The organism is Campylobacter sp. MIT 21-1684 (assembly GCF_026241315.1).
GTDB lineage: Bacteria > Campylobacterota > Campylobacteria > Campylobacterales > Campylobacteraceae > Campylobacter_D.
In genome coordinates this window covers 1-25,258 of the sequence record NZ_JAPHNA010000007.1, presented here as the reverse complement: position 1 = coordinate 25,258, position 25,258 = coordinate 1, and the positions used below count along the sequence as shown (strand labels likewise).

The window sequence follows — 25,258 nt, the reverse complement described above, 5'->3', positions numbered from 1 at the left end:
AAATTTTCACCACCAAACAACTTACAACTAAATACTCGAGAGAATAAAAATGTTTTTATTAAGGTTTGAGCTAATGTGATATTGTAAAATAACAAAGGTTTTGTTGATGAATCTTGCTTATTAAATATTGCAAATAATTTTTAAACAAATGAAAACTCTATTAAGCAAAAAAACACTTGTTTTAAAATGTTTTTTAGGGTGTAGCTTATATAATTGAAAACTTTTTTATAATAGAATTTTTCTTAACAGAATGAAAATATTCTATTTTATTTGAAATCAAAAAATCTTGTCGAAAGTTTATATAGATGAAAAAGATACAAATTTCTTTAATGATACTTAGCAGTTCTTTGTTTAGTGCTGATATTACTTCTTTAAACTCAAATATTTTTTTAATGGTAAATGAAAAAAGAGAAGACAGAACTATATCAACAAAAGGAAATGGTGTTGGATACTATATTCGTAGTCAAAATACTCCTTTAAATGTAAGTGGTCCAAGTGGTTCAAGTTATACTTTAAATGCAGACAATGACCTAATAACTTTTTATCTTGGCAAGAATACTGTGAATTCAAGTGCAACTTTAAATTTTAAAGGTTATAATACGCTTGCTTATGAAAATGGTGGTATTTTGGTAAATTCAGGTGGAACGTATAATGCTGAAATGTCTAATAATATCATTAATGCTCAATTTACAGATTATGGCGGTGCATCTAAAGTGCGTTTTTCAAGTCGTGCTAATTTAGAATTAAAACAAAATGCTACTGCTAATTTTTCTAAAATGAAATTTTTTATTGCTGATTCGCAGGTAATTCTTGAACCAACTTCTAGACTCAATGTGCAAGCTGAAACGATACGAATTCAAAAAACCTTAACGAATGATAATGCACATATTCAATTTACAGGTGATGTTTATAATATAGGTTCGCCAATAGCCGGTTTTTTAGATTCTATTTCAACATTTGAGATTAGAAACAAAGGAAATGTTATAGTTGATGGTGATTTTTATAATGGGGGAGATGCAAAAGTTGATGCACAAACTGGTTTAGTACTTAATCCTTTTGATGCTAATTTTAGTGGCGGCGGCGATTTGAGGCTCAATGATGCTTTTATGGAGGTAAAAGGTAAATTTGTCTCTGTAGAAGGGGGAGATCTTTCTGTAAAAGCATCTTCAGTAGATCTTTATGGTAGCGTGTTAAAAGTAGGAAATGGATTTGAAAATAAAAAAGGTTCAAGTCTTACTTTTGGAATTTATAATGATGTTATGGGTAAGCTTGATGGAAGTTTAAACAATGATAAAGGCATTGTTTTTGTTGATACAACAGGAGTGAAAGAGCAAGATTATCAAATCATTACAGGTACAATTACAGGACTTAGTGAAATTCAGTTAAAAAATCCTAACAATAACTTAGTTCTTGCCTGTAAAGACGGGAGTATAAGTGTAACAAAAGCTTTGGTTGGACAAGGTGCCCAGTCAAATATTATCTGTACTATCACTCCGCAAATTTCCCCTTCTTTACCAGTAAATCCTTCTCCTGTGCCATCAAATCCTGTGCCGCCGAGCACTACCAATAAAGTTCCTGTTACAGTGTATGATTCTTGGAAAGGAAATTTAGATACTTCAAAATCTCAAGTTGTGAGTTTGTTAGAAAATAAATTCGGAGGAGAAATTTTTTCTTTAGGTTCTTCACAAGAGCTTGATTTGATAGTTGATGATATTGAAACAAGCACAAAAAATTATACACGAGAACCAACAAAGATTCTCAACGCTTTTAAAGCAGATACGACTTTATCTATGCCGGTACATTTTATCCCTTCGAGTGAATTGTTGGCTTCTGGAGAGCATATTGTTTTAGATAATGGTGCAAGTTTGGGCAGTCCTTTGGTTTTTCCTGAAAATAAAAACATCTATGTAAATACTTTTGGCGGGGTATTAAAAGGGAATAATTTAGATGGTTATTTAATAGGAATGAATTTAGGATTCAATCATTTTAGTGATACCAATTTTTTTCAAGCACAATTTAGTTATGCTTATGGAAATAATGAACAGAATTTAAAAACCCAAAATACCACGACGCGTTCAAGACTTTATGCTTGGTCTTTGTATGATAAAATTGCCTTTTATAGTAATTATGAGAGCGAGTTAAAAGCAAGTGTTTTAGCGGGAAAATTTGATATTTCAAGGGAATATAATGCTGCAGTTGGAACTGTTTTAAATACTTCCGAAGCAGAATTTAATGCCTATCAAGTTAATCTAGGCGGTAATATCGGTTATCGTTTCGGTGAAGAACTTTCTTTTAAGCCTTATATAGGATTGGAGCATTATATAGATATGCAAAAAGCCTTTAAAGAAGATGGAGGCTTAGGACTTCAATCAAGAGGTTATACCCATTACCTATTAGCTTTGGCTTTAGGAAGTGAGTTGAAGTACGAAAAAGAGCGCTATTTTTATTATGCTAAACTTCACTATGAAAACAAACTGTATAATTCTCATAAAAGTGTATTCTTTGAATTTGATAGAGGAAACAGACTTCGTTATACTAACGAGTATGACAATACCCTTTCACTCATCTTAGGTACTCAGCTTTTTGTTTATAGCGGTTTAAGATTGAATATAGAAGCCTTATACAGAAATTATTCTTCTGGAGTGAATTTCTTTGGTGGAAATCTTTTATTTAAATATGTTTTTTAGTAAAGCAGGAATTTTCTAATCCTTGCTTTATACAAAAATCCTTATAAAAATATGTTAAAATTCTTGTACCTTAATAAATAAGGAAAAAGAAAATGTTTTTTATTGATGTACAAGGAACCTTGCTTTCTGATTCTGATAAATCTTTAATAGCTGGAGCAAAAGAGCTTTTTGCTTGTTTAAATTCAGAGAAACAGTCTTATGTAGTGCTTACAAACAATACAAAGAATCTTGATTTTTTACATTTTCTGCGAGAGAAAGGATTGCAGATTAAAGATAAAGCTTATTTAGATCCTTTTTGCGTGTTTGCAAATATTTTAAAACCTTGTAAAATTGCTGCTTTTGGTTCGGAAGAATTTTTGCAAAGTCTTCAAAGTTTAGGTTTTAAATTTGACTATAAAGAGCCACAAGCTTTGCTTATAGCCAGTTATGATAATTTTTCTTTTAAGGATTTTGCAAATATGATAGCGATGATAAAGAAAGGAGTAAAAGTTATTGCTATGCACGAAACAAGCATTTATAAAAAAGATGGATATTTTTATCCCGGTGTCGGGAGTATTATGCTTATGCTGTTAAATGCCGTACATTTTGAATATCAAGTTGTAGGAAAACCGAGTGTAGCTTTTTATGAGGAGGCTCTAAGACTTCTTCAGATGCAAGATCCAAAAGCGCGGTTTGAAAATACTATTTTGATTAGCGATGATTTTAAAGGTGATTTGATTCAAGCAAAAAAACTTGGAATGAAAACTGTTTTAGTTTTAAGTGGAAAAACAAGTGATACAAAAGGCATTGATACGAACTTTCTTGATGCAATATATCCAAGCATCTTAGAATTTACAAAGGAATATAATGTCAAATTTAGATGAATTAAGAAATAAAATTGATGCGATAGATGATGCCATTTTAGAACTCCTCAATGAAAGAATGAAATATGTGAAAAGTGTAGGAGAGCTCAAACAGAAAAGCGGAGGGACCATTTACAGACCTGAACGTGAAAGAGCTATTATTAATCGCTTGAGAAATGCGAATTTAGGGCTTTTAAATCAAAATGCCATTGAGGCAATTTATCAAGAAATTTTTGCCGTTTCAAGAAATTTAGAAATGCCACAAAGTGTTGCATACTTAGGACCTGAAGGTACTTATACTCATCAAGCAGCACGTGGACGTTTTGGTGCTATGAGTCGTTATATACCACTTGCTACTGTTGAGGATGTATTTAAAGAACTTTCCAATAAAGAATCAAAATATGGAGTTGTTCCTATTGAAAATAATACCGAAGGGGCTGTTGGGATAACCTTGGATTGTCTTGGTCAATACACCGAACTCAAAATTTTTGGCGAAATTTTTATGGATATACACCATTCTTTTGTAGGTATTAATGAGAATTTAAAAGAGATTAAACGTATCTATTCTCATCCACAAGGTTATAATCAATGTCGTAAATTTTTAGAGAGTCACGAACTCAATACAGCAGAATTTATACCTTCAAAATCGACAGCACACGCAGCTTATTTAGCTTCGCAAGATGAGCATTCAGCCTCTATTTGTTCAAAAATTGCAGCCAAATTGTATAATGTACCTGTACTTTTTGATAAGATTGAAGATAATGCAGCAAATCGTACCCGTTTTTTAATTTTAAGTGATATAAAGAATCCTAAAATGCCAAATTGCAAAAGCTCTATTCTTGTAAGAACTGCCCATAAACCTGGAGGATTAAGCAATTTACTTGAGGAATTTAAAAAAGAAAATATCAATCTCACGAAGCTTGAATCAAGGCCTGTCAAATCAAAAGATTTTTTGCATAGTTTTTATATAGATTTTGAAGGGCATATTGATGATGAAAATGTACAAAGAGCTTTAAGCAAGACTGGTGAATTTATTTGGCTTGGTTCATATTTATCAGGAGAGAATGATGAATTTTAATCCTCTTATCGAAAAACTTCATACCTATGAGCCGGGTAAAGATATAGAACTTATAGCTAAGGAATACGGATTAACAGAGGTAATAAAACTTGCTAGTAATGAGAATCCTTTTGGTGCATCCCCTAAGGCTGTTGAAGCCATAAAAGCTATGGCATATAAAGCAAATCTTTACCCTGATGACAGTATGAGTGAGCTTAAAGCAAGATTAGCTATAAAATTTGGTGTTAATGAGAAAAATATCATCATAGGAGCAGGGAGTGATCAAGTGATAGAATATGCTGTGCATTCTAAATTGAATACAACAAATGCTTTTTTGCAAAGCGGAGTTACTTTTGCGATGTATGAAATTTATGCAAAGCAGTGTGGGGCAAAATGCTATAAAACTAAAAGTATTGTCCATAATTTAGATGAATTTGCATATCTTTATACGCAACACAGAGCCCAGATTAAAATTATTTTTTTATGTGTGCCAAACAATCCTTTAGGAGAATGTTTAGATTCTTTGGCTATAAAAGAGTTTTTACGCGGTATTGATAAGGATTGTATGGTTGTGCTTGATGGGGCTTATAATGAATTTGCAAGTTTTAAGGATAAAACAAAGCGTTTAAACCCGAAAGAATTAATCGCTGAATTCTCAAATGTAGTATATCTTGGAACATTTTCAAAACTTTATGGACTTGGGGGGCTTCGTGTGGGGTATGGTGTAGCAAATGAAGAGCTCATTTCGGTTTTTTATAAACTCAGAGCACCTTTTAATGTGAGTAATATTGCACTCAAAGCCGCTGTTGCCGCTTTAGATGATGAAGAATTTGTGAAAGAAAGTTTGCAAAATACTTTTTTAGAAATGCAAAAATATGAAGAATTTGCTAAAAAACATCATTTGAAAACTCTACAAAGCTATACAAATTTTATTACATATTTTTTTGATGAAAAAAATAGTACAGATTTGTCTGAAAAATTGCTTAAAAAAGGTATAATAATACGCAATTTAAAAAGTTATGGTTTAAATGCCGTGCGAATCACGCTAGGAACGCCTTATCAAAATAAAAGATTTTTTGAAGAATTTGAAAATATTTTGCAAGAAAATTGAAAAATTATAAATTGCTAAAATTGATATAGTTTGGAAGATGAATTGAGTATAATTCGGATATTGAGGGTAGAAATTAATGGATTTTAAAGAAATGTTGCACCAAGTTGGGCAACTTTATTTGAATTTAACTCGCAGACAACGTATAGTTATCGCAGCTTCTATCGCAGTGGTGATAGGATTTCTAGTATTTTTAGCACTTTTTCGTGGTGGAGGTACAGGAATTAATGATGGTTATGCTGTTTTAGTGGAAAATGTAAGCCCAAGCTCATCAGCTGCCATTGTTTCAAAACTTGAACAAAATAATATCCCTTATAAATTGCAAAATGAAACTACCATTTTAGTTCCTCAAGAACAAGTCTATCGTCAAAGGATGTTTATTGCAAGTGAGGGTTTGATTAAAGACAGTCGTGTGGGATTTGAAGTGTTTGATTCTCAAGGTTTTGGTGCTACAAACGAAGAACAAAGAGTGAAATTTCAAAGAGCCATTGAAGGTGAATTGGCTCGTACTATTGAGACTTTAGAACCTATACGGTCTGCTGTTGTTCATATAGCCTTTCCAAAAGAGAGTGTTTTTACAGAAAGGCAGATTCCTCCAACAGCTTCAGTAGTCTTAAATGTACGAGAGGGTTTAAGATTAACGACAAAACAAATTGATGGGATTAAAAATATTGTTTCTTCTGCTGTACCAAAATTAACTAAAGAGAATGTTAAAATTAGTGATCAAAATGGAATTCCTCTTGATGAGCAAGAGGCTTATGAAAGCGATATTATTGCTGCACAAGTCAAATATAAAAGAGATCAAGAAAGGCAGCTTGAAGAAAAAATAATCAATTCTTTAGTTTCTTTTGCAGGTGGTAGGGACAAACTTGAAGTAAGTGTGAATATAGATTTTGACTTCTCAAGACAAGAATCTCAAAGTGAAATTTATGATCCTAATCCCATCATAAGAAGTGAGCAGACTTTAGAAGAAGAAAGACAAGGTAGACAAGCACCTGAAATTCAAGGTGTTCCCGGAGCTGTGTCGAATATAGGACCTGTTGAAGGACTTGATAATCAAGGACAGATAGAATTGTATAAGAAAAATCAAGTTACCACTAATAATGAGCTTTCAAAAACAATTACAAACACGAGAAAACAGTTTGCAACAGTCATACGCACTTCAGCAGCTGTAACTATAGATGGGAAATATCAAGAAGTTATAGATGAAAATGGAGATATAAAAAGCGAGTATGTGCCGCTTAGTCCTGAACAGCTTGCAAGTGTTGAAAGCATAGTTAGAAGTACTATTAATTATAATGCTGCTAGAGGTGATAGTGTTGTAGTTCAAAATTTACCATTTTACCGAGAGAGTGTTAAGGTTGAAAATAAAGTTAAGACTTTTTATAACCGTTTTATTGAGCCATTTATTCCACCTGTGAAGTATTTTGTTGTTGCAATTTTGCTGTTTATTTTTTATAAAAAAATTATTGCTCCTTTTGCGCAAAAAATGCTTGAAGATATAGCGGCACAAGAGGAAGAAATGCGAGCACCAAATGCTATTATTGATGATGCTGAAGATGCTTTAGAAAAATTTAATGCTGCAAGGAAGAAAGTTGAAGAACAACTTGGCTTAGGCGATAATTTCAATGAAGATTCTATTCAATATGATGTTTTACTTGAAAAACTTCGTGCTTTGGTGAGTGAAAAAAGTGAAGAAATTTCTATGCTTTTGCAAAATCTTATCCAAAATGATGGAGAATTTAGTGAAAATAAGGATTTATAATGATAAAGCTTAGCGAAGAACAAAAAATGGTTTATGATGATTTATCAATGCCCGAAAAGGTAGCGATATTTCTTATTCAGCTGGGTGAAGATGCGACAACTTCCATATTTTCTCATATGGAAATCGATATTATTACAGAAATTTCCCGTTATATCGCGGTAGCAAAAAATGTTGATAGATCTGTTGCTACGGCAGTTTTGGAGGAATTTTACACTCTTCTTCAATCGAATCAATATATTAAAAATGGAGGTTTAGAATACGCTAAAGAAATATTATACCGAACTTTTGGACCAGAAATTGCAGATAAAATTTTAGAAAAACTCGCTAAAAGTATGGAAAATAAGCAAAATTTTGCTTATTTAGCGCAAATAAAACCTCAACAGCTTGCTGACTTTATCACAAAAGAACATCCTCAAACCATAGCCCTTATTTTGGCACATATGGATTCTATTCACGCTGCTGAAACACTTGAATATTTTAGCGATGAACTACGCGCTGAAGTTGTGATAAGGATAGCCAATTTGGGAGATATTTCTCCAAGTATTATTAAAAGAGTTTCTGCTGTTCTTGAAAGCAAGCTTGAAAGTCTTACTTCCTACAAAGTTGAAGTTGGAGGTCCACGTGCTGTGGCTGAAGTGTTGAATAGATTAGGACAGAAAGCTTCAAAATCGACTATTACTTATATAGAACAAAGCGATGAAAAGCTTGCTGAGACTATTAAAGAACTTATGTTTACTTTTGATGATATACAAAAACTTAGCACGAATGCTATACGTGAAATTCTTAAGGTTGCTGATAAAAAAGATTTAATGATAGGTTTAAAAGGTGCAAGTGAAGAACTCAAACAGAAATTCTTAGCTAATATGTCCGCTCGTGCTAGCGAAGCTTTTTTGGAAGAAATGGGCTTTTTGGGTGCTGTACGTGTTAAAGATGTTGAAGAAGCCCAAAGAAAAGTTGTTGAAGTTGTACAACGACTCGCAGAACAAGGTCTTGTACAAACAGGCGATGCAGATGAAATGATAGAGTAAAATAATGGCTAATCGTAGTAATGTAATTTCAAGCGCAAATTCAGATCAACATAGTGTTGAGGATTACCGTTTTAAGGTTATTAGTGAGTTTGATTCTAATGTTGAAAAACCTACAAATTCAAATCCTCAAGTGGAGCAAGTTGAAAATGAAAAGCTTTCAGCTCCTGAGCTACAAAAAGAGCTCGAGATTCCAGCATTTCAACCAAGTTTTGTCGAAGATTTGCTTAAAAAAACTGATGAAATGTCAAGCAATATCATTAAACTTCAAATGCAAATTGAAAGCCAAGAAAGCGAATTTAACAATCGTTTAAATTTAGAACTTGAAAATGCAAAGGAAAAATTCTTAAAAGAAGGCTATGAAAAGGCTAAACTTGAATTTGAAAAAGAATTAGAAGAGTTGAAAGAAAAATATATAAAAACCTTGTCAAAGCTTGATGAAGCTTGTGCGAATTTGGATTCCTTTGTACAAAAGAATGAAAGAGAACTTGCTGATACAGCTATAGATATAGCTAAAGAAGTAGTTTTAAAAGAGCTTGAGAGTAATTCTGCAAAGGTAGCTTATAATTTAGCTAAGGATTTGATAGCCGAACTTAAAGGAGCAAGTGCTATCGAACTTAAGGTTAATTCAAATGATTATGAATACCTTAAAGGGCATTTTAGCGAGGATGTCCATATTAAAATAAGTCTTGATGATGCTATTAGTAAAGGCTCTGTTGTAATTTTGAGTGATGTTGGGAATATAGAATCGAATTTAGAGAGCCGTTTAAGAAAAATCAAAAAAATGGTTCATAATGAGTAAAAAGCTTGCTTATAACCAAAAAGAATTGGAGCTTTTAAGTCTTGAAGAGCTTAAAGAGCTTGCCTGTGATTTGCGGAAAAAAATCATCTCAGTAGTAAGTAAAAATGGAGGACATTTAAGCTCAAATTTAGGAGTTGTTGAGCTTAGTATAGCTATGCACAGAGTTTTTGATGCAAGTCAAGATCCTTTTATTTTCGATGTTTCACATCAATGCTATGCTCATAAACTTTTGAGTGGTAGAGTGAAAGAATTTGAAACTCTTAGGCAGTTTGGAGGTTTAAGTGGTTATACAAAGTCAAGCGAGGGAGATTATTTTGTTGCTGGACATTCAAGTACTTCTATTTCTTTAGCTATTGGAGCGTGTAAAGCTATATATTTAAAACAAGAGCAGAGGATACCTGTTGTTCTAATAGGAGATGGAGCCTTGAGCGCAGGAATGGTTTATGAGGCTTTAAATGAGCTTGGAGATAGAAAGTATCCTTGTGTAATTCTTTTAAATGATAATGAAATGAGTATTTCAAAACCTATAGGTGCAATTTCAAAATATCTTTCTCAGGCTATGGCAAGTCAGTTTTATCAAAAATTTAAAAAAAAGGTGGAAAAGATTTTACATCTTTTACCAGAAAGTGCAAGCTATATTGCAAAGAGGTTTGAAGAAAGTTTAAAACTTATTACCCCCGGTCTTTTATTTGAAGAGCTTGGGCTTGAATATATAGGTTTGATTGATGGGCATAATATTGCAGAGCTTTTGTCCGCACTTAAGCAGGCAAAAGCTATGGGAAAACCTTGTATAGTTCATACGCAAACTCTTAAAGGCAAAGGGTATGCTTTGGCTGAAGGCAAGCATACAAAATGGCATGGAGTGAGTGCTTTTGATGTGCAAAGTGGTGAGAGTCTTAAAAAGGGTGTTATAAAAAAAAGTGCTACCGAAGTTTTTTCTCATACTCTACTTGAACTTGCAGAAAAATATCAAAATATAGTAGGTGTAACTGCTGCTATGCCTAGTGGAACAGGCCTTGATAGACTTATAGAAAAGTTTCCAAATAGATTTTGGGATGTTGCGATCGCTGAACAACACGCTGTAACATCTATGGCTGCGATGGCAAAAGAAGGTTTTAAACCTTTTATCGCTATTTATAGTACCTTTTTGCAAAGAGCCTATGATCAGATTATACACGACTGTGCACTTATGAATTTAAATGTTGTTTTTGCTATGGATAGAGCCGGAATTGTAGGTGAAGATGGTGAAACACATCAGGGTGTTTTTGATGTGAGTTTTCTCTCTGCTCTTCCAAATTTAAGTTTGATTGCAGCCCGTGATGAAGCAATGATGAGAAAAATAATGCACTATGCTTATTTTCATCAAGGCTGTTTGGCTTTTCGTTATCCAAGAGGTTCTTTTCTTTTAGAAGATGAATTTAAACCATGTGAAATAGAACTATCCAAAGCACAATGGCTTGTGAGAAATGATAGTGAAATTGCGTTTTTAGGATATGGACAGGGTGTTGGTAAAGCTTGGCAGGTTTTACAGGAGCTTCGCAGCAGAAACAAGCAGGTAAATCTTATAGATCTTATTTTCGCTAAACCTCTTGATATTGAGCTTTTAAAAGAGTTGGCATCGAAGACAAAACTTTGGTTTGTTTTTAGTGAAAATGTGAAAAATGGAGGAGTAGCGAGTTTAATAAATACGTTTTTACAAGAAAATGATTTGTCTGTAAAAGTTGTGAGTTTTGAATATGAAGATTCTTTTATAGAACACGGAAAAACTAGCGAAGTTGAAGCGAGTTTAGGTTTAGATATGTCTTCTTTATTGCAAAAAGTCCTTTCGTATTAAATGAAGGGTAAAATATCAAAAGCATAAACTTTTTTTAATAAATTTTAATATATTATTAGCCTTATTTAAATAAGAACTTAGGATAAATAATGCAATTAGTACAGATGCTTAAAAAATACGATTTAAAGGCTACTCCTCAAAGGCTTTGTGTTCTTAAAATTCTTAAAAGACACGAACATCCTAATATAGAACAACTTTATGCGGAAATTAAAAAAGAATATCCTTCGATTTCGCTTGCAACAGTATATAAAAATATTAACACATTGCAAGAACAAGGTTTGGTAGTTGAAATTAATGCAACTAATCAAAAGACTTGTTATGATATTTATGAAGAAAAACACATTCACATTCTTTGTTTGAATTGTGGAAATATAGAAGATGCAGGTTTTGAAGAAATTGGATTGAATGAATATCAAGCAGTTTTAGAACAAAAAATAGGTAAAACTATAAAACATCTAGCAGTCTGTGCTAATGTCCAAATGTGTCAAAAATGTCAATAAAATTGTAAAAATTTGTAATATCTACAATCAGGATTGTAGTGTGTGTGAAATACAAAGAGTCTTTTTACTTCAAGATTCTTGTTTGCTTGAGGATTTATTAAATAAAAATGGTCTTTTGTTTAAAGAAAGCCGTTTTGAAATCTTTTATACTCATATTAGTTTAAACAAAAATATACAGTTTCAAAATATACATAAGAGTTTTTATAAAATCACATTTTTAAAGAATGAAATACAACAAAAACAAAGGATTTCTAAACGAGAATTTAAAAAGGCGCGAAAAAAAGCACTTGTGAGAAGTCTTCATAAAAAAATTTATGAATTGCAACTTTATTCCTTTCAAGCTTGTATTGAGTTTTATAAAGAGTTGAGAATTAGTGTTTTGAAAGTATTTTTTCATACTTTAGAAGAAAGACACAATTTTGTTTTTCCAAAAGACTTCGGTATTGAAAAAGAGATTACCGAGAAAGAAAATTTGAATTCTAAATCTCTCATTCTTTATGGATATGAGGGTAGATTTAATATTGAGAAATGTTTAAAGATTATTGATAGTAATGTCAATTTTACATTGAATTTTCCTGATTCTCTTTATACTTTCGATGGTTTAAGAATTTTTTTGTTTTATCTTTTTAAGAAATTGCAATTTTGGCATAAACTTTCTTTAGAAACGAGACAGAGAAAACACTGTTATCAATTTTTTCTTTATGCACAAAAGATTTTTATTGTTTTCTTTAGTTTTGATTCTGTTTTTGATAAAAATTTAAGTAAAAATTTATCCGGTAGGTTTAAAATACTTAGTGAGAGCAGTTTGCAAATTTTAAACAGCAGGAATTTTGATGAAAAATTACTTTTGTTATTGACAGGAGAAAGAGTTTATAATTTGTTTGGTGATTTTGACTTTTTTATTAAAGAAAATTCTTTTTATCAGAATAAACCAAAAGAGAAATTTTTTAAACAGCTTGTAGCTTTAGAGCTTAGAAGAAAACTTGTAGTGTTTAAAAGGCTTTTTTATAAAAATGATGAGTATGAAATGCTTGAAAGAAAATTTATAGAATTAAAAGTATTTTTAGAGTATTTTTGTTGTCTTTTTCGATGTAAAAGTTTAGAAAAACTTGCCCAAAAGTATTTTTCATATACACAAACAAATGTTTTTTTACTATTTAGTATGAAAAAACAAAAATTTTTTAAACTTATTGATAAATCAAATTTAAATCTAAAAATGTATAAAGGATAAAGATGCAAGAGCAACAGAAGATTATAGAGATGTTCAATCAAATTGCTCCTACTTACGATAAAGCAAATCGTATTTTGAGTTTTGGAGTGGATAGTTCTTGGCGAAAAAAGGCTTGTGAAAGAGTTTTGAAATTGAGTGTGAAAAATGGTTTAGATATAGTTGATGTTGCCTGTGGAACCGGTGATATGATAGTACTTTGGCAAGAAAGAGCAGAATTTTTACATAAAGAGATACAAAGTATTAAAGGTATTGATCCAAGCACCGCTATGCTTCAAATAGCAAAAGAAAAATTACCAAAAGTAGAATTTATAGAAGCACAGGCACAGAATTTGCCTTTGAAAGATGAGAGTGTCGATATACTTAGTATAAGTTATGGTATTCGTAATGTCATTGAACGTTCAAAAGCTTTGCAAGAATTTGCAAGAGTATTGCGAAAAGATGGTATTTGCGTAATCCTTGAATTTACCAAAGTTGAGAAAGGCGGCTTTATAGCTTTTTTTAGAGATATATATCTTAAGAAGATACTCCCCTTTTTAGGGAGTTTAATTAGTAACAATAAAAGTGCTTATCGCTACTTGCCTGATTCTATAGAATGTTTTTTGAAACAAGAAGACCTTGTAAGAGAACTTCAAGATGTTGGTTTTACAATGCTTGAAGTTCAAGGTTTGAGTTTTGACATAAGTTCTATGTTTATAGCAAAAAAAATCTAAGCCCGAAGTTTTTTGTATTTTTTATAAAATGGCGGAATAATAATGAGTAAAATTGCACTTATAAGCAAAGTTGCAGTAATAGTTCCTTGATAAAGTATAGAAAAATCCCCATTGCTAATAGAAAGAGCTCTTCTTAAATTAACTTCCAAAAGTTCCCCTAAAACAAAGCCGAGTATCAAAGGTGCCATAGGAAAAGCAAGTTTTCTTAGAATATAGCCTATTATACCAATGATAATAATTAAAAATAAGTCAAAACTTGTGCTATTGATAGAATAAATCCCGATTGCAGAAATTACAGCTATCATAGGAGCCAAAACCCAAATTGGAATGGTTAAAATCTTAACAAAAAATCTAATAAGAGGGATATTAAGCAGCAGGAGTAAAATATTTGCTATAAACAATGAAGCTATAAGACCCCATACTATATCAGGTTCTTCAACAAACATTGTAGGACCGGGATTTATATTGTAGAGTGTAAGAGCACCGATCATTACAGCAGTTGTTCCAGAACCCGGAAGTCCAAGTGTTAGCATAGGAATAAAAGAGCCACAGGCTGAAGCATTATTTGCTGCTTCAGGAGCTGCAACTCCTCTTAGATCTCCTTTTCCAAAATTCCCTTTTTCTCCGGCAAGTTTCTTTTCATTCATATATGTTACAGCACTCGCTACAGTTGCACCAGCTCCCGGTAAAACACCTACAAAAAAACCTGTGACTCCAGAACGGATAATAGTAAAAAAGCAAAAAGATAATTCTTTTAACGAAATAAGCAGTTTTCCTGTTTTTTTTACGACTTTCTGACCGCTATGTGTGTGTTCGAGAAGAAGTAAAATTTCGCTGACTGAGAATAAGCCAATAACAAGTATAATAAAAGGAATACCATCATAAAGATGAGGATTGTCAAAAACAAATCGATAAACTCCAGAATTTCCATCTATGCCTATGGTAGTAAGGAATAAACCTATAAGTGCGGATAAAAACGAACGTACAGGTCTTTGCGCTAACATTGATCCTAGAGCAGCTAAGGCAAAAATAATGAGAGCAAAATATTCAGCAGGACCAAAAGTTAAAGACCATTTAGCAAGTAAAGGGGCAAAAAGAATAATACCTATGATGGCAATAAAAGAACCAATAAAAGACCCTATGGCTGAAATACAAAGTGCTTTCCCAGCTTGGCCATTTTTTGCAAGAGGATGTCCATCTAAAGTTGTCATAATAGCAGCGGCATCGCCGGGTATTCCAAGTAGTATAGAAGAAATTCTCCCTCCATATTCACAGCCTAAATATACAGAGGCTAACAATATAAGAGCCGAAGTAGGTTCAAAACCCATAGAATAGGCTAAAGGAAGCAAGATGGCAACCCCATTAATAGGTCCGAGTCCGGGCAACATCCCGACAATAGTTCCTATTAAACAACCTATTGCAGCGATACAAAAATTTTGAAAACTTAGAGCTACGGTAAAACCGTGCATTAAATATGTCCAAGTATCCATTTTATCCTTTCTTATAGAAAAATTTTTCGAAAAATGTTCCTTGTGGCAAGGTAATTTGCATTAAGGTATCAAAACCAACAAAGAAAAGTATGGCGCAAAGAACGGCAAAAACAAAAGCCGGTATCAATCTTGCTCCAAAAATTAAAGCTGCACAAAAAAGAAAAATAATACTCGAAGGTATAAAACCTATGATTTCAAATAAGAAAGCGAAAAGAAAAAATACAATGAGTAAGAAAGCAATTTTAATGAGGGCTTGTTGATTCCATTTTACTTCAGTTTTTTCAGCAAAAAAGAAAAGCAAGAAAAAGCCAAGAGCGATTAAAATTAAAGCCGACAGGGGAAAAGCTCTTGGTCCTAAGGGCTCATAAGCAAATTCGGTTTTTATGCCAAAGCTTTCATAAAGCAAGAATAAGGATAGAATGAAAACAAAAAGTGAAAAAACGCGTATGCTTGCCATCTTGTTACTTTATAAGATTAAATTCTTTTGCTAAACTACGGAATTGTTGTGTTTGAGTTTTTACAAATTCTTCAAGTTCTTTACCGTTTTTATTAAATTCTTGTAAGCCTCTTTGTTGTCGTTGTTCTTTAAAAGTTTCCGTTTGTTGGGCTTTTTCAAAAGCTTCTAACCACCAATTATACTGCTCATCAGAAACTTTCGGAGCCATATAATAGCCTCTTACAGAACCCCATATTACATCAAATCCAAGTTCTTTTGCGGTGGGTATAGCTTGAGCTTTTTCACTTTGAATTTTCAATCTTTCATCAGCAAAAAGAGCTAAAATTCTTATATTTCCTGATTCTAAATAAGGTAAGAATTCACCTATGTTTCCAATAGCAGCATCTACATGCCCTCCAAGCAAGGAAATCATAACATCTCCACCTCCCTCGAAAGCAACGTAGCGAGTTTTTCGAATATCTATATTTGCATTTTTAGCAAGCAGAGCAGTTACCATCCAGTCCTGCCCTCCAACAGAACCGGCAGCTCCGAAACTTATAGCCTGCGGGTTTTTCTTTAAAGTATTGAGTAAGTTTTCTAAACTTTGATAGGGAGAATCATTTCTAACAGCAACAGCTGAATAATCAATTCCAGCAGAGGAGAGCCACCTTACATCATTTTCATTATATTTGCCGTGTTTGCCGGTAGCTATATTAAGCAGGGTGCCACTTGAAAAAGCCACAATAATATTGCTATCTTTTGCTTTAGAGTTAATCATAGAATTATATGCAACAACACCAACTCCACCAGGCATATAAGTTACTCTCATAGGTTTAGAGAGAAATTTTTCATTAACAAGGACTGCTTGGGCTAATTTACAAGTCAAATCAAAACCACCTCCTGGTTGAGCTGGTGCAATGCATTCGGGTCGTACAGGTTCTTTTGCTAAAGCAATACTAAAACAGAAAGTAAGGAAAAAAAGAAGTTTTTTTGTCATTATATGAATCTCCATTCTTTGTTGATTTTAGAAATATTATAGTATAATTAATAAAATTTTTCTATCAGTTTATTTTTTATTAGTGGTAATAATTTATTTTTTGTAACTTAATTACACAACCGAATTATTTTAAGCTGTATGTATCGACTTTTATTTTAAGGTTATTTATGACACCGACAGAACTTAATTTGAAAGCAAAAACTCTCCTTGAAACACACTTTAATATGATTTCTTTGACTGGAGAGCTTTCAAAAATCACTCTCCATAGCTCAGGACATTGGTATTTTGAACTCAAAGATGAAAAATCAAGCATAGCTTGTGTTATGTTTAAAAGTGCAAATTTAAAACTTCATTTTAAGCCTTTGGTTGGGGATTTATTAGAGCTTGAAGGTACGGTGACTTTGTATGAGCAAAGCGGTCGGTATCAGTTTGTAGTCTCTCATATGCAAAAAGCAGGTTGTGGGGATTTAGAGGCGAAATTCCTTGCATTGAAAGAGACTTTAGAGAGAGAAGGCTTGTTTGAACAAAAACATAAGAAGCCTTTGCCACAATTTCCAACAAGAATCGGCATTATTACTTCAAATACTTCTGCAGCTTTGCAAGATATGTTAAAGCTTATTGTTCAAAAAGAATATTTTTTAGCAACAGTTTTTATTTTTAATTCACTTACACAAGGTTTAAATGCTCCCAATTCATTAATCAATGCTATTAGAAAAGCTGATAAATTCAAACTTGATGTTTTGATTCTTGCACGAGGTGGAGGGAGCAGAGAGGATCTATTTTGTTTTAATGATGAGGCTTTGGCAAGGACAATTTTTTCAGCCCAGACTCCTATAATTTCAGCTATTGGTCACGAAATTGATTATGTTATTAGTGATTTTGTCGCAGATTTACGAGCCCCAACTCCATCAGCAGCTATTGATATGCTTTTGTATTCCAAGCTTGATTTAGAACAGAATTTAGATTTCATACAACAACAGCTTGATACTCTTTTACAGAGAAAATTCACTGATGCTTCTGCTACACTTTCACAATTACAAAAAATATATCAGGCAAATGCTTTACCTTTAATCATAGGTCAAAAGATTGCATTTAGTAAAAACCTTGAACAACAAATGCAAGGTGCTATACAAATGAGACTGCAAAAAGCAAATTTAGAACTTGAAAAAGTTGATAGTGCTCTTTTGCAACATAATAATTTCTTTGAAAAGAGTAAAGATCTTATTACTTTGACACGAAAAGGTGTGAAGGTGAGTTTAGAACAATTGCAAAAGGGTGATAGAATTATTTTAAATTCATTCAATTCACAAAAACGAGCAGAAATTTTATAAAGGAGAAAAATTGAGAAGAATTAATTTTAGTGCAGGGCCTTCAACTTTACCTTTAGAGCTTTTAGAAAAAGTTCAAAATGAGCTTGTTGATTATCAAGGAAAAGGTTTTTCTATTATGGAAATTAGTCATAGGACAAAAGTGTTTGAAGAAGTACATTTTGATGCTATGAGTAAGGCAAAGGAACTTTATGGTTTAAATAATGAGTATGAAGTGCTTTTTTTACAAGGTGGAGCGAGTTTGCAATTTGCAATGATTCCTTTAAATTTAAGCAATGGTGGATATTGCGAGTATGTTAATACAGGAATTTGGACAAGAAAAGCTATTAAAGAAGCACAAATTACAGGTGCTAATGTAAGAGTTGTAGCAAGCAGTGAAGATAGCGGCTTTAATTGTATTCCAAGTGTACAATTTAGTGATACTGCAGATTTTTGCTATCTTTGTTCGAATAATACAATTTATGGAACACAGTACCAAGAATATCCAAAGACAAAGAGTCCTTTAGTTATAGATGCTTCAAGTGATTTTTTTTCAAGAAAGGTTGATTTTTCTAATACAGCTCTTTTTTATGGAGGAGTGCAAAAAAATGCAGGAATTTCAGGACTTGCCTGTGTTTTTATCCGTAAAGATATGCTTGAGAGAAGTGCAAAAAAAAATATTCCAAGTATGTTAAAATATAGTATTCACAGTGAAAATAATTCTCTTTTTAATACCCCACCAACTTTTGCTATTTATATCTTTGCTCTTGAAATGCAATGGCTGTTGCATTTAGGTGGTTTGGAAGTTATAGAGAGAAAAAATAAGCAAAAAGCACAACTTTTATACAGCTGTATCGATGAAAGCGGAGGCTTTTATAAAGGGCATTCTAAAAAAGAATTTCGTTCTTTGATGAATATAAGTTTTATCTTGGAGACAAAAGAACTTGAAAGTGTTTTTGTGCAAGAAGCAGAAATTGCTGGAATGCTAGGGCTTAAAGGCCATAGACTTTTAGGTGGAATTCGTGCTAGTCTTTACAATGCTATTACATATGAACAGGTAAAAACTTTGTGTGAATTTATGAGAGAATTTCAAAGAAAATATGGATAAAGGCATCGGTTTAGAAAAATATTAAAATAATCAACACACAGCGTTAAAGCAGTCATAATTGTTCAAGAAATTCTTTGTTTTCTAAATTTTTTTAAATCAAATCTTTTCATCTATTGCAAAAGCATTTGCTTGTGCGGTTTATTACAATGACAAAAGTAAGACTGCAGTCAAATTATAGACATTCTTTGTGATAACAAGTGAAAAAATATTTCTCAATTACTTTTTCTGTGCTCTTACTTCTGTAATGCTTTTACCACCCAAGCCGTAATTGTCTGTGTCAATTTCATCAATAATGACTACGGTTGAATCTTTATTTTTGTTAAGTACTTTCACAAGTAAATCAGTAACTCCGGTGATAAGTTCTTTTTTTTGTTCTTTGCTTGCCCCGCCATTTTCTTTAGTGATTCGAATATTTACAAAAGGCATAATTACTCCTTGTTTAATTTTTGTAACAATACTAGCATAAAATGTTAATAATTTTTGCGCTATTGTATATAAGTTGATTTTTTTAAACTCAATGAATTTGATGTTGATTTGGCCTCATATCTTGATTTCGGATATGATTGTCAATGCTTTTTTGGAAATACTTGTCTATGATTTGTCGACTCTTTACTTGTTTTTTAGCAACTTTTGTTTCAAATGGTTTAGCTCGTTTTGGATATGTAGTGCTTATTCCTTTGCTTATACTTTCAGGTAAGATGAGTGAAATTCAGAGTGTGCATTTAGCAATTGCTATTTTAATAGGCTATATTTTCGGATCTTTTATGATTAATATTTTGCATAAATACATCAGTCTTGAAGCCATCGCAAAGCTAAGTTTTCTCATCATTGCTCTAAGTTTTTTAGCCTTTGTTTTTGATTCTTTACCCTTTATTTTTGCTTGGTTGTTCCGATTCTTCGCTGGAGCGGCAAGTGCAGCCTTAATCGCTCTTGCCGCTCCTTTGTTTCTCCCGCTTGTTCAAAAAAACAAAAGTTCGCTCTTTAGTGGTTTGATTTTTAGCGGTATAGGATTTGGAGCTGTATGCAGCGGCTTTATTTTACCTTATGTGGCTAGTTTTAATATTGATTTAGTATGGATTTTACTTTTCTTAGTGAGTTTGGTGAGTTTTCTTTTTGCTCTTTTTAGTTTAAAAACACTCAATCCTGCAAGAAAATACATTCAAAAAGAGCAAAAATTTCATATTTCTTTTTTTCTTTGGCTTTTACTTCTTTCTTATGGTCTTAATGCTATAGGTTATTTAGCACACACGCTTTTTTGGGTGGATTATTTAGTGCGAGAACTTGGCTTTTCAAGTATGCTTGCAGGTACTTCGTGGGCATTTTTTGGTATAGGCTTAGCACTTGGGGCTTTTGGTAGTGGAATTGTTGCTGATACAATAGGATTAAAAAAAGCTCATATATTTGTGCTTTCATTAAAAGCTTTTTCGTGCTTTATTGCTGCTTATTCTAAAGACATTTTTTTACTTAACCTTTCTGTTTTTATTATGGGTTTTACAACTACAGGCAATGTCGCTTTGACAAATACTATGGCTTTAAATATTGTAGGCAAAGAGTATTTTGCAAGAGCGTCAAGTATGTTGACTTTGAATTTTGGTATTTTTCAAGCTTTGTTTTCATTACTCTTTGCTTTCTTGTTAAGCTTCATAGGTTATTTTTATCTTTTTATTATTTGTAGCTTTTGCTTGGTAGTAAGTTTTTTAATACTTTTGCCATTAAAAGATTACAAAATTTGATTAAGAAGTTTGGTATAAATAAAAATAAGTTTATAAGCTGACGTAGCGATTGTAAATTAAGCTTGCAAGATGGTGTTTTACTAACAAAAAGAAGAGTAAAATTAAATTTTTAAATTTGTATAATTTTCTCCACCAAAATACAGCAGAGATGAACCCCAAGTAAAACCCCCGCCAAAAGCATCAAGTAAGATGAGTTTTCCTTTTGTTAATCTGCCTTCTTCATAAGCATCATTCATTGCCATAGGTATGGAGGCGGCTGAGGTATTGCCGTATTTATGTATTGTAATGACACATTTTTCATCACTTAGTTGAAGTTTTTCTTGCACCGCTTTAATAATGCGTAAATTGGCTTGATGTGGTATAAAAAGGTCTATTTGTTCAGGTTTAATATTGTTTTTTTGAAGAATCCTTATTACATCATTGCAGAGTGTTTGTACTGCTATTTTAAAGACTTCATTGCCCTTCATTTTCATAGCTAAAGGTTGAGATAGATTGGAATGTTGAGAACGTTCTGTCTTTAAAAGTTGTCCAAAATTCCCGTTGCTTGCTGTGTGTACATCAATGATAGGATTTTGTGTATCAAGACTTACAACCGCAGCACCAGCACCATCTCCAAAAAGTATGCAAATACTTCTATCAGTGTAATCCATTATAGAACTTGTTTTTTCAGCGCCTATAAGAAGAACATTTTTTTTTAACCCACTCTCTACAAGAGCTTTGGCAACTTCAAGCAGATAAATAAAACCTGAACAAGCTGCTGAAATATCAAAGGCAGTGGTATTTGTAAGACCTAAATTAGCGGCAATTGTGCAAGCTGTCGAGGGCATAGTAAAATAATCAGGACTTAATGTACCTACAATAACAGCATCAACATCGCTAGGATGTAATTTTGCTCTTTGTAAAGCTTTGATAGCTGCCTTTGTACCTATATCACTTGTTTTTTCATCATCACAGGCAATATGTCTTTGTTTAATTCCTGTACGTTTAATAATCCATTCATCGTTTGTATCAAGTGTTTTTTCAAAATCACTGTTGCTAAGAATACGGCTTGGAACATACGAAGCTATACTTTTAAGCGAGGCTTTAGCTGTATTTTTCAAGTTCATCTTCTATTATTTCGTTAATAGGGGATTGGCTAAATTCTATAGCTTGAAAAATAGCGTTTTTTATAGCCCTTGAATCGCTTTTTCCGTGACTTATAATAACACAGCCATTGACTCCAAGTAAAGGCGCACCGCCATATTCTTGCCAATCAATATGTTTTTTTAATTTATAGAAAGAATTTTTCATAAAAATTGCACCTATTTTTGAATACAAAGAATGAGAGATTTCATTTTTTAGAATTTGAAAAATTGCTGTTGCCACACCTTCACAAGATTTTAAAATCATATTGCCTATAAAGCCATCGCATATAAGAACATCAAATTTTGCATTGAAAATATCTCTACCTTCAGCATTTCCTAAAAAGCTTGGAATAGTTTTCATCATTTTGTGTGCTTCTTTTGTGAGCTCATTACCTTTGCTTTCTTCTTCTCCATTTGAAAGTATTCCTAGACGAGGTTTTGGTATTTTCATCACTTCTTTGGCATAAACTTCGCCCATTATGGCGAATTGAAGTAAATTTTCAGCTTTACAGTCTGTATTTGCTCCAACATCTAAAAGCAAAGTTTTGTTTATTATATTAGGCATTAAAGTTGCAATTGCAGGTCTTAAGACTTTTTTTAATCTTCCAAGTCGAAGAGTTGCTAAAGACATACTTGCTCCGCTATGTCCTGCTGATACTACAGCTTGTGCTCTCCCAGTTTTAACTAATTCTACTGCTTTGTAGATAGTTGTTTCTTTACGTTTTAAGACATCAGTAGCACTTTCATTCATAGAAAATACTTCATTTGCCTCTTCGTACTCAATAAAAATTTTTAAATTTTCGGGAATCAAAGGTTTTAAGATTTGAGAATCCCCTACCAAAATAGCTTTAAAAGGTTTTTCATTTAAAGCTTTAATAATTCCTTCTATAATAGGTTTTTCTCCAAAATCTCCACCCATTGCATCAATAGCAATGTTTATCATAAATTTTTAGTATTCCTTAGTTATTGGGTTGGCACGATGTGGCATTTTATAGCTTCCGTCTTTATCTTTTACAGGCTTGGGAAGATTTGTTTTATAATGAGTTCTGCGTTTCGCTGCACGAGTTTTACTTACTCTTCTTTTAGGCACAGCCATATTTTCTCCTTAATATTAAATTTTACATTTTATTGCAGTTTTCGCAATAAAAATAATCACTTAAATAATTCTCAAATTCACTAGTAGCTATTTCTTTTAAGTCAATTTGAGAATTAAAGAATTCAATAGTGTTACTTAATGTATTTTCATCATCTTGAAAAAGTCCATCACTAGCGAAAAGCTTCAAATTCTCTTTTATATCAAGCTTTATTTCTTGTCCGCAACTATCACAAGGACGATAAACAAAGCTTCTCATTATAGCATTAATTTTGACAAGTTTATGATTTATTTTAAACAAATTTCCTTCAAAGCTTATATTTTCAAGATCAAGCTTAAAAGTGTATGGTGTATTGCTGATTTTAGAAAAAGCGATTTTCATTTCAGCAAAGTTCATTTGCTTGAAAGAAAAAATTTATTTCTGTCTTTGCATTTTCTAAACTATCACTTCCATGAACCGCATTAGCGTCGATACTTTCGGCAAAATCTGCTCGTATAGTTCCGGGCTTTGCTTCTTTCGGATTTGTTGCCCCCATTAAATCTCTATTTTTAAGGACAGCTTCTTGACCTTCTAAAACAGAAACCACAACAGGCCCACTGCACATAAATTCTACTAGATCTTTAAAAAAAGGTCTGTTTTTGTGAATAGCATAAAATTCTTCAGCATCTTTTTTATGAAGCTGTATTTTTTTTATTGCTGCAATTCTTAAGCCATTGCTTTCAAAACGGTCTAAAATTTTTCCTATCACTCCTTTTTTAACAGCATCAGGTTTTATAATTGATAAAGTTCTTTCCATAATTGCACATCCAATTCTAAATTAAATTTTCTATATTGTTATATTTTTTAGAGCTTCGAATTATACTTGTATTTTTTTAAATAAAATTGAAGAAGCTAAGAGTTTAATTAAACAGAGTTGAAATACAAGAAAATGTTTTTATGATATTATTTTTAGTTAATATTTTATTTATATAATATTAAATTTTTGTAAATTGTATTTAATCAATGAAATAAATAAAGATTTTTTAAGCATTCTGTTTATTTTTTATAAATATAGTATATTTTTTGATTAATTTAGATTTTAAGATTTGTAGATTTCGTAAATAATATTGAAATTCTATAATAATATTGTCAAATATTTTCATTTAAAAATATTTTAAAGATTCAAACGATATAATTTTGTTATCAATAAATTTTATTACTTATAAAAAGGAGAAACTTAAATAATGGTTGTTACAAAAAAAGCTTTAGATTTTACTGCTCCAGCAGTATTGGGAAATAATGAAATAGTTCAAGATTTTTCTCTTTATAAAAATATAGGACCAAAAGGTGCAGTTGTATTTTTCTATCCAAAAGATTTTACTTTTGTATGTCCTTCTGAACTTATAGCTTTTGATAAAAGATATCAGGATTTTAAAGCAAGAGGCATTGAAGTAATTGGAATTTCAGGTGATAATGAGTTTTCACATTTTGCTTGGAAGAATACTCCTATTAATCAAGGTGGTATAGGAAATGTTCAATATCCTTTAGTTGCAGATTTGACAAAACAAATAGCAAGAAATTTTGATGTTTTATTTAATGAAGCAGTAGCTCTTCGTGGATCTTTCTTACTTGATTCTGATGGTACTATTAGACACGCTGTTGTTAATGATTTGCCACTTGGTAGAAATATTGATGAAATGATTAGAATGGTAGATGCTATGCTTTTCACAAATGAGCACGGTGAAGTATGTCCTGCAGGCTGGAATAAAGGTGATGAAGGTATGAAAGCAAATCCTAAAGGAGTAGCTGAGTATCTTAGCAAAAATGAATCCAAGCTCTAAAGAAAATTTCTCTATCTTAAAAAAATTTCAATAATTTCAACAAAAGCCTCTTTTGAGGCTTTTTAGTATAATAACTATTGGCATTTATATAATATTTTACTAGGATTTTTTATAAAATCGGGACATTTAATAATAACTATTTTCCATAATAGTAATAAGCTAAAACAGCTCCAGCTACAAGCCATAGTTCCCACCATCTGAAAAGAAGAATAAAGGGTAGGACAAATATCATATAAATTAATATCCCTAAGGTTGTTGTTACAATACTTTCTATTTTAACATACCAATTCCAGCGAATAAAAAATCTATTACGCAAAAATACTACAAAGACAAAAATTAATCCGAGCAACCAAAAAAATATGCCAATGACTTCACCAACCATATTTGCTTGAAATTTTGCAGATTCTTCTTGCTGTCGTTCTTATTCCTCACGGAGTTTTTTGTTGTTATATTCGTTTCTATCCATTATATCCCTGTTTTACTTGTCTTAGGAATCTCATAACTATTTTTTTACAAAATCTCTGTATAGTCTCTTCCTCTTCTTGTGCCAATTTGCTTAAGAAATTATAATCACTCCTGTTTAAATAA

Annotated in this window: 25 protein-coding genes; 15 read left to right on the top strand and 10 right to left on the bottom strand. The window is 32.0% G+C overall.

The window, feature by feature from the left end; all coding sequences use genetic code 11:
- Positions 1 to 305: 305 nt before the first annotated feature.
- From OQH62_RS04040 to ubiE, 11 genes are all read left to right on the top strand, one after another.
- The gene (locus tag OQH62_RS04040) at positions 306 to 2,687 is read left to right on the top strand and encodes an autotransporter outer membrane beta-barrel domain-containing protein (protein WP_266014144.1); all 2,382 of its coding nucleotides are present in this window, start codon (positions 306 to 308) and stop codon (positions 2,685 to 2,687) included.
- Between the two features lie 92 nt (positions 2,688 to 2,779).
- Complete coding sequence (locus tag OQH62_RS04035) at positions 2,780 to 3,550, top strand: HAD-IIA family hydrolase (protein ID WP_266014141.1); 771 nt, start codon at positions 2,780 to 2,782, stop codon at positions 3,548 to 3,550.
- Entirely contained in the window at positions 3,534 to 4,607 is a 1,074-nt protein-coding gene (pheA, locus tag OQH62_RS04030) for a prephenate dehydratase (RefSeq protein WP_266014138.1), read from the top strand. Before OQH62_RS04035 ends, pheA begins: the two co-directional genes overlap by 17 nt.
- Positions 4,597 to 5,697, top strand: a complete 1,101-nt coding sequence (hisC, locus tag OQH62_RS04025) for a histidinol-phosphate transaminase (RefSeq protein ID WP_266014294.1) — start codon at positions 4,597 to 4,599, stop codon at positions 5,695 to 5,697. The genes pheA and hisC overlap by 11 nt, the downstream gene beginning before the upstream one ends.
- Positions 5,698 to 5,773: 76 nt before the next feature.
- On the top strand, positions 5,774 to 7,459 hold the full coding sequence (gene fliF, locus OQH62_RS04020; protein WP_266014134.1) for a flagellar basal-body MS-ring/collar protein FliF: 1,686 nt from the start codon (positions 5,774 to 5,776) through the stop codon (positions 7,457 to 7,459).
- A complete protein-coding gene (fliG, locus tag OQH62_RS04015; protein ID WP_266014131.1) occupies positions 7,459 to 8,487 on the top strand; it encodes a flagellar motor switch protein FliG in 1,029 nt (342 codons plus the stop codon). Before fliF ends, fliG begins: the two co-directional genes overlap by 1 nt.
- A 4-nt stretch (positions 8,488 to 8,491) precedes the next feature.
- A complete protein-coding gene (gene fliH, locus OQH62_RS04010) occupies positions 8,492 to 9,286 on the top strand; it encodes a flagellar assembly protein FliH (protein WP_266014128.1) in 795 nt (264 codons plus the stop codon).
- Positions 9,279 to 11,120 carry a 1-deoxy-D-xylulose-5-phosphate synthase gene (gene dxs / locus OQH62_RS04005; protein WP_266014125.1) on the top strand — a complete coding sequence of 614 codons (1,842 nt, stop codon included), beginning with the start codon at positions 9,279 to 9,281 and terminating at the stop codon, positions 11,118 to 11,120. Before fliH ends, dxs begins: the two co-directional genes overlap by 8 nt.
- 89 nt (positions 11,121 to 11,209) lie before the next feature.
- The gene (gene perR / locus OQH62_RS04000; protein ID WP_266014121.1) at positions 11,210 to 11,620 is read left to right on the top strand and encodes a peroxide-responsive transcriptional repressor PerR; all 411 of its coding nucleotides are present in this window, start codon (positions 11,210 to 11,212) and stop codon (positions 11,618 to 11,620) included.
- Positions 11,592 to 12,851 carry a hypothetical protein gene (locus OQH62_RS03995; protein WP_266014119.1) on the top strand — a complete coding sequence of 420 codons (1,260 nt, stop codon included), beginning with the start codon at positions 11,592 to 11,594 and terminating at the stop codon, positions 12,849 to 12,851. The genes perR and OQH62_RS03995 overlap by 29 nt, the downstream gene beginning before the upstream one ends.
- Before the next feature lie 2 nt (positions 12,852 to 12,853).
- A complete protein-coding gene (gene ubiE / locus OQH62_RS03990; RefSeq protein ID WP_266014117.1) occupies positions 12,854 to 13,561 on the top strand; it encodes a bifunctional demethylmenaquinone methyltransferase/2-methoxy-6-polyprenyl-1,4-benzoquinol methylase UbiE in 708 nt (235 codons plus the stop codon).
- On the opposite strand, the gene OQH62_RS03985 is transcribed toward ubiE, so the two are convergent.
- The 3 genes from OQH62_RS03985 to OQH62_RS03975 are packed head-to-tail and all read right to left on the bottom strand — an operon-like array spanning position 13,558 to position 16,484.
- A complete protein-coding gene (locus OQH62_RS03985) occupies positions 13,558 to 15,051 on the bottom strand; it encodes a tripartite tricarboxylate transporter permease (RefSeq protein ID WP_266014114.1) in 1,494 nt (497 codons plus the stop codon). The two genes, ubiE and OQH62_RS03985, sit on opposite strands and share 4 nt — an antisense overlap.
- A gap of 1 nt (position 15,052) precedes the next feature.
- On the bottom strand, positions 15,053 to 15,508 hold the full coding sequence (locus OQH62_RS03980; RefSeq protein WP_266014111.1) for a tripartite tricarboxylate transporter TctB family protein: 456 nt from the start codon (positions 15,506 to 15,508) through the stop codon (positions 15,053 to 15,055).
- Positions 15,509 to 15,512: 4 nt separating this feature from the next.
- Complete coding sequence (locus OQH62_RS03975; protein ID WP_266014108.1) at positions 15,513 to 16,484, bottom strand: Bug family tripartite tricarboxylate transporter substrate binding protein; 972 nt, start codon at positions 16,482 to 16,484, stop codon at positions 15,513 to 15,515.
- 167 nt (positions 16,485 to 16,651) lie between these two features.
- Here OQH62_RS03975 and xseA point away from each other — a divergent pair, with 167 nt between their 5' ends.
- Positions 16,652 to 17,815, top strand: a complete 1,164-nt coding sequence (xseA, locus tag OQH62_RS03970; RefSeq protein WP_266014105.1) for an exodeoxyribonuclease VII large subunit — start codon at positions 16,652 to 16,654, stop codon at positions 17,813 to 17,815.
- Between the two features lie 10 nt (positions 17,816 to 17,825).
- Entirely contained in the window at positions 17,826 to 18,899 is a 1,074-nt protein-coding gene (gene serC, locus OQH62_RS03965; RefSeq protein ID WP_266014102.1) for a phosphoserine transaminase, read from the top strand.
- A 216-nt stretch (positions 18,900 to 19,115) separates the two neighbouring features.
- Here the strand turns inward: serC and OQH62_RS03960 are convergent, their stop codons facing one another.
- Complete coding sequence (locus OQH62_RS03960; protein ID WP_266014099.1) at positions 19,116 to 19,325, bottom strand: 4-oxalocrotonate tautomerase family protein; 210 nt, start codon at positions 19,323 to 19,325, stop codon at positions 19,116 to 19,118.
- Between the two features lie 167 nt (positions 19,326 to 19,492).
- Between OQH62_RS03960 and OQH62_RS03955 the strand changes: the two genes are divergently transcribed.
- Positions 19,493 to 20,632, top strand: coding sequence for a YbfB/YjiJ family MFS transporter (locus OQH62_RS03955; RefSeq protein WP_266014096.1), 1,140 nt, complete (start codon positions 19,493 to 19,495; stop codon positions 20,630 to 20,632).
- A 101-nt stretch (positions 20,633 to 20,733) separates the two neighbouring features.
- Here OQH62_RS03955 and OQH62_RS03950 read toward each other — a convergent pair whose 3' ends face one another.
- Genes OQH62_RS03950 through ndk form a run of 5 tightly spaced genes read right to left on the bottom strand, consistent with a single transcriptional unit; the run spans position 20,734 to position 23,646 of the window.
- The gene (locus OQH62_RS03950; RefSeq protein WP_266014093.1) at positions 20,734 to 21,738 is read right to left on the bottom strand and encodes a beta-ketoacyl-ACP synthase III; all 1,005 of its coding nucleotides are present in this window, start codon (positions 21,736 to 21,738) and stop codon (positions 20,734 to 20,736) included.
- Positions 21,716 to 22,699, bottom strand: coding sequence for a phosphate acyltransferase PlsX (gene plsX / locus OQH62_RS03945; RefSeq protein ID WP_266014090.1), 984 nt, complete (start codon positions 22,697 to 22,699; stop codon positions 21,716 to 21,718). The genes OQH62_RS03950 and plsX overlap by 23 nt, the downstream gene beginning before the upstream one ends.
- A gap of 6 nt (positions 22,700 to 22,705) precedes the next feature.
- Positions 22,706 to 22,852 (bottom strand): 50S ribosomal protein L32, encoded by a 147-nt coding sequence (gene rpmF, locus OQH62_RS03940; protein ID WP_266014087.1) that lies wholly within the window; start codon positions 22,850 to 22,852, stop codon positions 22,706 to 22,708.
- Positions 22,853 to 22,874: 22 nt separating this feature from the next.
- Positions 22,875 to 23,231 (bottom strand): hypothetical protein, encoded by a 357-nt coding sequence (locus OQH62_RS03935; protein ID WP_266014085.1) that lies wholly within the window; start codon positions 23,229 to 23,231, stop codon positions 22,875 to 22,877.
- A gap of 1 nt (position 23,232) precedes the next feature.
- Positions 23,233 to 23,646 (bottom strand): nucleoside-diphosphate kinase, encoded by a 414-nt coding sequence (gene ndk / locus OQH62_RS03930; RefSeq protein ID WP_266014082.1) that lies wholly within the window; start codon positions 23,644 to 23,646, stop codon positions 23,233 to 23,235.
- A gap of 427 nt (positions 23,647 to 24,073) precedes the next feature.
- On the opposite strand from ndk, the gene OQH62_RS03925 reads away from it, so the two are divergent.
- Complete coding sequence (locus tag OQH62_RS03925) at positions 24,074 to 24,670, top strand: peroxiredoxin (RefSeq protein ID WP_266014079.1); 597 nt, start codon at positions 24,074 to 24,076, stop codon at positions 24,668 to 24,670.
- 136 nt (positions 24,671 to 24,806) lie between these two features.
- On the opposite strand, the gene OQH62_RS03920 is transcribed toward OQH62_RS03925, so the two are convergent.
- Positions 24,807 to 25,052 (bottom strand): hypothetical protein, encoded by a 246-nt coding sequence (locus OQH62_RS03920; protein ID WP_266014076.1) that lies wholly within the window; start codon positions 25,050 to 25,052, stop codon positions 24,807 to 24,809.
- Positions 25,053 to 25,258 lie beyond the last annotated feature (206 nt).

Bases quoted from the DNA above. Each gene is read 5' to 3' on its own strand.
- OQH62_RS04040 (WP_266014144.1), top strand. From the start codon at position 306: ATGAAAAAGATACAAATTTCTTTAATGATACTTAGCAGTTCTTTGTTT.
- OQH62_RS04035 (WP_266014141.1), top strand. From the start codon at position 2,780: ATGTTTTTTATTGATGTACAAGGAACCTTGCTTTCTGATTCTGATAAA.
- pheA (WP_266014138.1), top strand. From the start codon at position 3,534: ATGTCAAATTTAGATGAATTAAGAAATAAAATTGATGCGATAGATGAT.
- hisC (WP_266014294.1), top strand. From the start codon at position 4,597: ATGAATTTTAATCCTCTTATCGAAAAACTTCATACCTATGAGCCGGGT.
- fliF (WP_266014134.1), top strand. From the start codon at position 5,774: ATGGATTTTAAAGAAATGTTGCACCAAGTTGGGCAACTTTATTTGAAT.
- fliG (WP_266014131.1), top strand. From the start codon at position 7,459: ATGATAAAGCTTAGCGAAGAACAAAAAATGGTTTATGATGATTTATCA.
- fliH (WP_266014128.1), top strand. From the start codon at position 8,492: ATGGCTAATCGTAGTAATGTAATTTCAAGCGCAAATTCAGATCAACAT.
- dxs (WP_266014125.1), top strand. From the start codon at position 9,279: ATGAGTAAAAAGCTTGCTTATAACCAAAAAGAATTGGAGCTTTTAAGT.
- perR (WP_266014121.1), top strand. From the start codon at position 11,210: ATGCAATTAGTACAGATGCTTAAAAAATACGATTTAAAGGCTACTCCT.
- OQH62_RS03995 (WP_266014119.1), top strand. From the start codon at position 11,592: ATGTCCAAATGTGTCAAAAATGTCAATAAAATTGTAAAAATTTGTAAT.
- ubiE (WP_266014117.1), top strand. From the start codon at position 12,854: ATGCAAGAGCAACAGAAGATTATAGAGATGTTCAATCAAATTGCTCCT.
- OQH62_RS03985 (WP_266014114.1), bottom strand. From the start codon at position 15,051: ATGGATACTTGGACATATTTAATGCACGGTTTTACCGTAGCTCTAAGT.
- OQH62_RS03980 (WP_266014111.1), bottom strand. From the start codon at position 15,508: ATGGCAAGCATACGCGTTTTTTCACTTTTTGTTTTCATTCTATCCTTA.
- OQH62_RS03975 (WP_266014108.1), bottom strand. From the start codon at position 16,484: ATGACAAAAAAACTTCTTTTTTTCCTTACTTTCTGTTTTAGTATTGCT.
- xseA (WP_266014105.1), top strand. From the start codon at position 16,652: ATGACACCGACAGAACTTAATTTGAAAGCAAAAACTCTCCTTGAAACA.
- OQH62_RS03960 (WP_266014099.1), bottom strand. From the start codon at position 19,325: ATGCCTTTTGTAAATATTCGAATCACTAAAGAAAATGGCGGGGCAAGC.
- OQH62_RS03955 (WP_266014096.1), top strand. From the start codon at position 19,493: ATGATTTGTCGACTCTTTACTTGTTTTTTAGCAACTTTTGTTTCAAAT.
- OQH62_RS03950 (WP_266014093.1), bottom strand. From the start codon at position 21,738: ATGAACTTGAAAAATACAGCTAAAGCCTCGCTTAAAAGTATAGCTTCG.
- plsX (WP_266014090.1), bottom strand. From the start codon at position 22,699: ATGATAAACATTGCTATTGATGCAATGGGTGGAGATTTTGGAGAAAAA.
- rpmF (WP_266014087.1), bottom strand. From the start codon at position 22,852: ATGGCTGTGCCTAAAAGAAGAGTAAGTAAAACTCGTGCAGCGAAACGC.
- OQH62_RS03935 (WP_266014085.1), bottom strand. From the start codon at position 23,231: ATGAAAATCGCTTTTTCTAAAATCAGCAATACACCATACACTTTTAAG.
- ndk (WP_266014082.1), bottom strand. From the start codon at position 23,646: ATGGAAAGAACTTTATCAATTATAAAACCTGATGCTGTTAAAAAAGGA.
- OQH62_RS03925 (WP_266014079.1), top strand. From the start codon at position 24,074: ATGGTTGTTACAAAAAAAGCTTTAGATTTTACTGCTCCAGCAGTATTG.
- OQH62_RS03920 (WP_266014076.1), bottom strand. From the start codon at position 25,052: ATGGTTGGTGAAGTCATTGGCATATTTTTTTGGTTGCTCGGATTAATT.